This window comes from Mesorhizobium sp. M1A.F.Ca.IN.020.04.1.1 (assembly GCF_003997315.1).
GTDB lineage: Bacteria > Pseudomonadota > Alphaproteobacteria > Rhizobiales > Rhizobiaceae > Mesorhizobium.
The window spans coordinates 59856-67513 of record NZ_RZSN01000008.1; the positions used below are offsets into that span (position 1 = coordinate 59856).

Annotated in this window: 6 protein-coding genes; all 6 read left to right on the top strand. The window is 64.0% G+C overall.

The window, feature by feature from the left end:
- The first annotated feature begins 10 nt into the window (after nucleotides 1-10).
- A complete protein-coding gene (locus tag EOA49_RS03730) occupies nucleotides 11-226 on the top strand; it encodes a KTSC domain-containing protein (RefSeq protein WP_067328004.1) in 216 nt (71 codons plus the stop codon).
- Nucleotides 227-633: 407 nt separating this feature from the next.
- The gene (locus EOA49_RS03735; protein WP_164746726.1) at nucleotides 634-1203 is read left to right on the top strand and encodes a (2Fe-2S)-binding protein; all 570 of its coding nucleotides are present in this window, start codon (nucleotides 634-636) and stop codon (nucleotides 1201-1203) included.
- Nucleotides 1204-1205: 2 nt separating this feature from the next.
- Nucleotides 1206-2228 (top strand): xanthine dehydrogenase family protein subunit M, encoded by a 1023-nt coding sequence (locus EOA49_RS03740; protein WP_127240255.1) that lies wholly within the window; start codon nucleotides 1206-1208, stop codon nucleotides 2226-2228.
- Between the two features lie 2 nt (nucleotides 2229-2230).
- The gene (locus EOA49_RS03745) at nucleotides 2231-4510 is read left to right on the top strand and encodes a xanthine dehydrogenase family protein molybdopterin-binding subunit (protein ID WP_127240252.1); all 2280 of its coding nucleotides are present in this window, start codon (nucleotides 2231-2233) and stop codon (nucleotides 4508-4510) included.
- Between the two features lie 404 nt (nucleotides 4511-4914).
- Entirely contained in the window at nucleotides 4915-5748 is an 834-nt protein-coding gene (fghA, locus tag EOA49_RS03750) for an S-formylglutathione hydrolase (protein ID WP_067328005.1), read from the top strand.
- A 252-nt stretch (nucleotides 5749-6000) separates the two neighbouring features.
- On the top strand, nucleotides 6001-7658 hold a 1658-nt coding region (locus EOA49_RS03755), incomplete at its 3' end, for a caspase family protein (RefSeq protein ID WP_127243061.1).

The window sequence follows — 7658 nt, forward strand, 5'->3', positions numbered from 1 at the left end:
GGCGCTCGTCATGCCTTCCACCGCCATCCGGAACATCTATTACGACCCGGCGACGAAGATCCTTTCGGTATGGTTTGTCCCGAGCGGCGACCGCTATGACTATGAGCAGGTTGAGCCAGAGACCCACGCGGCATTCAAGGCTGCTCGGTCCAAGGGCCGGTTCTTCAACGAGTTCGTGCGCGACCGATACAGCTTCCATCTGGTGGCGCAAGGACCGCAGCATTGAACCAGAGCCCCGCTCCCATGCCCTGCTCGAAACCACCCCTCCTGTCGTTGGGCAGGGCCTGTTAGCCTTATTGCTCAGCTACGGTTCGACAACTGGAGAATTGGTATCTACCGGTGTGACTTTCGATCGGTTGTGCGAGCTTGCGCAGCGCTGGTGCGCACCGCCGCGTGGCAGTCAACCTCCCTTGCGCGGAACGTTCCTCTGCTGTCCCGGCGTGCTCTGCCTCCGACTTCCGTCGATGCTGTCACAGTCGCGTGAGCTTCCGGGCCTTCGCCTGCAAAATTCGGAACAATGCCCCCGTTGAGAGGTTAGCGCCCCATAGCCAGCCCCGATGACAGCCAGCCTGGGAGCGAGCCATGTCCCGAATTTCCGCGCCAAGCACGACCGGCCTCAGCCGGCGAAGTTTCATGACAGCTACTGTCTCAGCCGCCGCGGCGGCGCCCTTGCTCAGCTCCCCAACGAGAGCGGAAAAACCGGCCGCGACCCGTTCCGGCTTGAGGGAAAAGGTCGCGGTGTCCTTGCGCATCAACAAGCAGCCTTACGAGCTTTCGCTGGATGCCAGGACCAGCCTGCTTGACGCCCTGCGGGACCATGTCGGCCTTACCGGCACGAAAAAAGGTTGCGACCATGGGCAGTGCGGCGCCTGCACCGTTCTGGTGGACGGAAAGCGCGTGCTCTCCTGCTTGAGCTTCGCCGTGATGAACGACGGCAAGGAGGTGACGACCGTCGAAGGGCTTGCCTCGAGCGACGGCAAGCTGCATCCGATGCAGCAGGCCTTCATCGACCACGACGCGTTCCAGTGCGGCTACTGCACGCCGGGTCAGATCATGTCGGCCATCGGCTGCGTCAACGAAGGCCACGCCAACTCCGAGGACGACATCCGCGAATATATGAGCGGCAATATCTGCCGCTGTGCGGCCTACCCGAACATCGTCGCCGCGGTCGTCCAGGCGCGCGATCAGGCGAGAGGAACCTGACGATGCGCCCCTTCATCTATGAACGGCCGACAGATGTCTCCGCCGCGGCCGCCATCGCATCCCGCTTTACCACCGAGGACGACCAGCCGACACGGGCGAACGCGCAGTTCATCGCAGGCGGCACCAATCTTGCAGACTATATGAAACTTGGGGTGGCGGCGCCCAACCGGCTGCTGGACCTCAACCGGCTCGAAGAGCCAGGGCTGAGGCAGATCAGGGTTACCGACGACGGCGTGCGCTTCGGCGCCCTGGTGCGGATGGGCGAGGCTGCCGACCATGGCGAAGTCAAACGCCGCTATCCCGTCATTGCCGAAAGTTTGCGGCTGGCGGCAAGCGGCCAGATCCGCAACATGGCGAGCCTTGCCGGCAACATGCTGCAGCGAACGCGCTGCGAATATTTCCGCGAGTCCTCCTGGGCCTGCAACAAGCGGGTGCCGGGTTCGGGCTGCGCGGCGATGGAAGGCTTCAACCGCCAGCACGCGGTGCTGGGCGCCAGCGATGCCTGCATTGCCACCTATCACGGCGACTTTGCCCAGGCTCTGATTGCGCTCGATGCCGTTATTCGAGCCGAGGGGTCTCGCGGAGCGCGCGAAATTCCCTTTGCCAGGCTGCATCGGCTGCCCCGCGACACGCCGCATATCGAGACGGATCTGGCGGCGGACGAGATCATCACCGCCATCGAGGTGCCTGCCTTATCGTGGGCCCGGCGCTCGCGCTACCTGAAGATCCGCGATCGCGAGTCTTATGCCTTTGCGCTGGCCTCGGCGGCCGTTGCGCTCGACCTCGACGGCGACAGCGTCCGCGAGGCAAGGATTGCGCTCGGCGGGCTGGCGACGGTGCCGTGGCGCGCCGGCGAGGCCGAAGCGGCCCTGCAGGGCAAGAAGCTCGACGAGGCATCGGCAGGTGCGGCGGCGGACGCTGCCTTTGCCGGTGCCGAACCGCGCCAGCACAATGCGTTCAAGATCGAGCTCGGAAGGCGGACGCTGGTGCGCGCGCTGCTCGAAACGCGAGACATGAAGGTGTGACCATGGACCCAGCCGCTCCGAAGCCCAAGGAGAACATGGGCGAACCGCTGCCGCGCGTCGATGCGCGGCTGAAAGTCACCGGGCAAGCCCACTATCCGGCAGACCTGCCGACGGCAAACCTAGCCTATGGCGCGCTGGCCACCAGCAGCATCGCCAAGGGCAGGGTGACGAAGCTTCACCTGGACGATGCCCGTGCCGTGCCCGGCCTTCTCGACATCGTCACTTATGGCGACATGGACAAGGTCGAGAAGCCGAAATTCGGCAACGCCGGCGCGACCTCGATCGGACCGCTGCATGACAGGACGATTTTCCACGACGGCCAGATCATCGCCCTGGCCGTTGCCGAGACATTCGAGGTGGCGGAGGAGGCGGCCCAGTTGATCCGCGCCGATTACGAGGAAGAGAAGCCGTCCGCGAGTTTCGATAGTCCCGGCACCAAAACCATTCCCGCCGCCGGCAAGAGTCCGCTGTTCAAGGAGGATGTGAAAGCAGGCGATTTCGACGCCGCCTATGCAGCCGCCGCGGTCAGGATCGACGCTCGGTATTCAACGCCCACCCAGCACCACAACCCGATCGAGCTGTTCTCCACGACGGCATTTTGGCAGGGCGATCAGCTCATCGTCCACGAACCGTCCCAGAACGTCACCGGCTGGAAGGCCGAACTTGCGAGAGAATTGAAAATCGATCCGGCCAATGTGCGCATCGTCAGTCCCTTCATCGGCGGCGCCTTCGGCTCAAAAGGACCGATGACGCCGCGCACCGCCATCGTCGCAGTAGCCGCAAAACGTCTCGGGCGTCCCGTGCGCTGCGTGACGAGCCGCATGCAGGCTTTCGGCACACAGACTTACCGGGCCGAAACCCGCCACCGCATCCGGATCGGCGCCGGCGAGGACGGCCGCATCACCGCTTTCGCGCACGAAGGATGGGAGGTGACATCGCGCCCTGATCCCTATGTTGTCGGCGGCACCTCGGCGACCGGCCGCATGTACGACTACGGCTCGGTGTTGACGCATGTGTCGCTGGTCCAGGCAGATCGCAACACGCCGGGCTACATGCGTTCGCCGCCCGAGACACCTTACGTCTACGCGCTGGAAAACGCGATGGACGAGATGGCGGTGGCGCTTGGCATGGACCCGGTCGAGTTCCGCCGCATCAATGAGCCGAAGGCGGAACCGATCGGCAAGAAGCCCTTCTCCAGCCGCTCGCTGATCCAATGCTATGAACAGGCGGCCAATGCCTTCGGCTGGGCGAAGCGGGACCCCAAGGTCGGCGCGATGCGCGACGGCGACTGGCTGATCGGCATGGGCTGCGCCACCGCCATCTACCCCACCGCGGTGGCACCATGCGCGGCGCGCGTGCGCCTGACGTCGGATGGCGATGTGCGGGTGCAATGCGGCTCGCATGAGATCGGCACCGGCGTCCGGACAGTGGCCGCCCAGATGGCCTCGGAACGTCTTGGCGTTTCGATCGACAAGGTGACCGTCGAAATGGGCGACAGCAGCCTGCCTCCGGCCCCGGTCTCAGGTGGTTCGATTTCCACCGCAAGCGTCTGCTCGGCGGTTCTGAAGGCTTGCGATGCCATCCGGGCGAAGCTCTCCGCCGGAGCCACGGCCGAAGGCGGCCCGCTTGCCGGCTCACATAACGAGGAACTGGACCTTGACGGCGGCAAGCTTGCGGCCAGGGGCGGAGCGTCCGCGAAGATCGAGGACGTCTTCAAGGCGATGCAAATTGGCGCGATCGAGGAATATGCCGAGTTTGCCCCGAAAGGCGCGACGCCTGAGGCAGTGAAGAAACTCTATGCCGGTCAGTCGGAATTCCATGGCGGCGATCAGGACGAGGACTCGGTGAAATACGCCTTCGGCGCGGAGTTCGTCGAAGTTCGCATCAACAGCTATACTCGGGAAATCCGTGTGCCGCGCATCGTCGGCGCTTTCGCGGCCGGCCGCATCATGAACACGCGCACCGCGCGCAGCCAGCTGATGGGCGGCATGATCTGGGGCATCGGCCAGGCGCTGCATGAAGCGACCGAGGTCGACAGGCGCTATGCCCGCTACGTCAACCGCGACCTGCAGGATTACCTCGTGCCGGTCAACGCCGACATCAGGGACCTGCAGGTGATCCTGGTCCCGGAGGTAGACCACGCCGTCAATCCGGCCGGCGTCAAAGGCTTGGGCGAACTCGGCAATGTCGGCACCGCCGCCGCCGTTGCCAGCGCGGTCTACCACGCGACGGGCAAGCGCATCCGCGATCTGCCGATCAGGATCGACCAGCTTATCGCTTGACGATGCGGCGAGCGGCAGCGCACCGCGATCTGCTCATCAATCCGCTGATTGCCGAGCCGCCGGTGCAATGCGAGCACACCCACCCGCATTGCACCGGCGGATAGCTTCCGACCATAATCCGTCGAATTTTCCCTGCCCGCTTGCCAGCGAGCGCCCCGCTTCGGTTTCGGCGAAGCAAAGGACAGAAAAAGACTTCTTTTTGCGATCCGGCCCGGATGCTCTCTTGCCGACCCTAGAACACGCGAAGGCTCGCCTGGGAGGCGACGCATAACGAGAGCGGCTCGAAATGTCCGCCCTTCTGTGGCTCGATCGCGCGTCTGTGTCATTTTGGCGAGGTGCAAGGTTGCGAGCGCGGAGTCTGGCAGCTATGTCGGCCGGACATTCCCGGCGAGAAGGCAGAACCGATGAACGTCCTTTCCACGTCCAAATCGCACGGCGGCATTCAGGGCGTCTATTCGCACGCGTCGGAAGTCTGCGCTTGCGACATGACCTTTGCCGTCTTCGTGCCACCCCAGGCGAAGGACGGGCCTTTGCCGGTTTTGTGGTATCTCTCGGGGCTCACCTGCACCCATGCCAATGTCATGGACAAGGGCGAATACCGGCGCCTGGCGGCCGAGCTTGGACTCGTCGTCGTCTGCCCCGACACCAGCCCGCGCGGTCCGGACGTTCCCGATGAGAAGGACAATTGGCAGTTCGGTTGCGGCGCCGGCTTCTATGTCGATGCCACGCAAGCGCCCTACGCGAAGAACTATCGCATGTACTCCTACGTCACTGAGGAATTGCCGGCGCTCGTCGCCGCCAATTTCCCGGTCGACGTGTCGCGCCAGTCGATCTTCGGCCATTCGATGGGCGGGCACGGCGCGCTGACCATCGCGCTAAAGAACCCTGAGCGCTTCCGGAGCTGCTCGGCCTTCGCGCCGATCGTGCAGCCGACGACGGCGGGCTGGTCGCGGCCGGCGCTGGAAAAATATCTGGGATCAGACGAAAAGAGCTGGCGCGCCTGTGACGCCACGCTGCTCATCGAGGACGGCCATCGTTACGGCGAACTGCTCGTCGACCAGGGCAGCGCCGACGGCTTCCTCCAGGATGGTCTTCGTCCCTGGCTGCTCGAAGAGGCGTGCAAAAAGGCAGGCATCGCGCTGACGCTGCGCATGCAGGAGGGCTACGATCATTCCTACAATTTCATCTCGACCTTCATGGACGATCATTTGAAGTGGCACGCCGCGCGGCTGGCATAGGCAGCGCAAACGCCCGGCAGCCCTGAACCGGAAGTTGGATGGCCGCGACGCAATCCGGCGATCCAACGCGTCTTGTCATTGCGGTGAATAGGTCTCTGGAGTAATTTAGTACTTGGTTGGATGAGACGCATGCCCGCTGTCGTTATGCATGCGGTCTGCTCTGGTCCCGGCAGATTGTGAACTCTTTAACAGACCTCGGCGCCGCAAGCTGCGTTCCTGTGGCCGATAGGTCATAGCAGTTAAGGATTTGCCATGCTGCGATGCTGCGCGTTCCTTGCAGCCCTGGTTCTCGCGAGCTTCACGGCCTTCGAAGCTCATGCGGAGCGCAGGGTCGCCTTTGTGATCGGCAATTCCGAATACCGCGACATCCCGGCTCTCAAGAACCCGGACAAGGATGCCGAGGATGTGTCGAACACATTCCGCCTGGCCGGCTTCGACGTGTTCGTCGCCAAGGATCTCACCAAGCTTCGGTTCGAGGAGCAATTCCGCAACTATCTCGCCGCGGCGGACGGTGCCGATCTCGCCGTCGTCTACTATTCGGGCCACGGTTTTCAGATCGGCGGCGAGAATTTCCTCATCCCGGTCGATGCCTCGCTAAAGGCCGCGGCCGACATCGAGGTCCAGGCGATCAAGCTCGACGACGTACTGGAGCAGCTGCGGGCGAAATCGAAGATCCAGGTGATCATCCTCGATGCCTGCCGCAACAATCCGTTCCCGCGCAAGGACTATTGGTTGCGGGACCAGCTGATTGCCGCGGGCGGCACCGGACTTGCGCAGGTGAAGAGCTCGCTGAACACGCTGATTGCCTTCGCCACCGAGCCGGGAGCCGTCGCCTATGACGGAGCGGATGATCTCAGCCCGTTCTCGTCCGCCTTCTCGCGCCGGGCGCTGGCGCCCAACCAGGAGATCCGCACGGTGATGGCGGCGGTTCGCCGCGACGTGGTCAAAGCCACCGATGGCAAGCAGGTTCCTTGGGAGAATTCGTCGCTGATCGACGAGGTGGTGCTGATGCGCCGCGCCAGTCGACCGGCACTGCCGCCGGTGCTGGAAAAGGTCGTGCCGTCGGGCGTCGGACCGGTGGCGCTTGACCTGCCGGAGCCGGTCGATGTCGACGGCGGCGCGGTCACCGTCAGCATCGAAAGGCCGCCGGCGCTTGGACGCCTGACGCTGGACGGCAAGCCTGTCGCTGTCGGCCAGCCGATTGCGGGCAAGGATCTGCCGCGTCTTAAGATGGACGTGCCGAAAGGATCCGGCGCGCAGGAAGAGGTCGACATGCTGGCCTATGCCACGCATGACAATTGGGGCGGTCAATCCCAAGGTATCCTGGTGTTTCGGGTCAAGAACGGGAACGCGGCCGAAGGGCAGCAGCTCATGGCTTCGCTCGAGGCCGAGCAGGAGCAGCAGGTGCTGGAGCGCGGCATTCACATCACCGGCGCCGCCGAGGCGATCGAGAACCGTGACGTAACCGTCCCGGTCGGTGTCGGCCCTGTGCCGCTGAAGCTCGTTTTTCCGACCAAGGATCCCACCGTCAGCGTGAAGCTTGCAAGCTATCCGGCAACGGGAACGCTGTCGCTGCCGGACCGGACCTTGTCTCCGGATTCAAGCCTGATGGCCGATGAAGTCGACCACTTGCGCTACGAACCCCAGATCGGCGCCGTCAAGCCGCTGAGCGTCGGCTTCGAAATAAGGGCCGACAACACGCCGTCGAAGCCGGCGACGATGAAACTGTCGCCAAGCGTCGACGCCTGTGACAGGGAGGCCGGCGAGCCTCTCGACCTGCAGGGCGTCGTCCCCGGCCTGCTGCCGAACGAAATCAGCAGCAACGCCGTGGATGTCTGCCGGGCAGCGGTGAAAGCCTATCCCGACGTCGCCCGCTTCCACTACCAGCTCGGGCGTGCGCTGCTTGTTGC

What these genes read in the sequence shown, in the direction of transcription:
- EOA49_RS03745 (WP_127240252.1), top strand. Translation starts at nt 2,231, where the DNA reads ATGGACCCAGCCGCTCCGAAGCCCAAGGAGAACATGGGCGAACCGCTG.
- EOA49_RS03740 (WP_127240255.1), top strand. Translation starts at nt 1,206, where the DNA reads ATGCGCCCCTTCATCTATGAACGGCCGACAGATGTCTCCGCCGCGGCC.
- EOA49_RS03735 (WP_164746726.1), top strand. Translation starts at nt 634, where the DNA reads ATGACAGCTACTGTCTCAGCCGCCGCGGCGGCGCCCTTGCTCAGCTCC.
- EOA49_RS03730 (WP_067328004.1), top strand. Translation starts at nt 11, where the DNA reads ATGCCTTCCACCGCCATCCGGAACATCTATTACGACCCGGCGACGAAG.
- fghA (WP_067328005.1), top strand. Translation starts at nt 4,915, where the DNA reads ATGAACGTCCTTTCCACGTCCAAATCGCACGGCGGCATTCAGGGCGTC.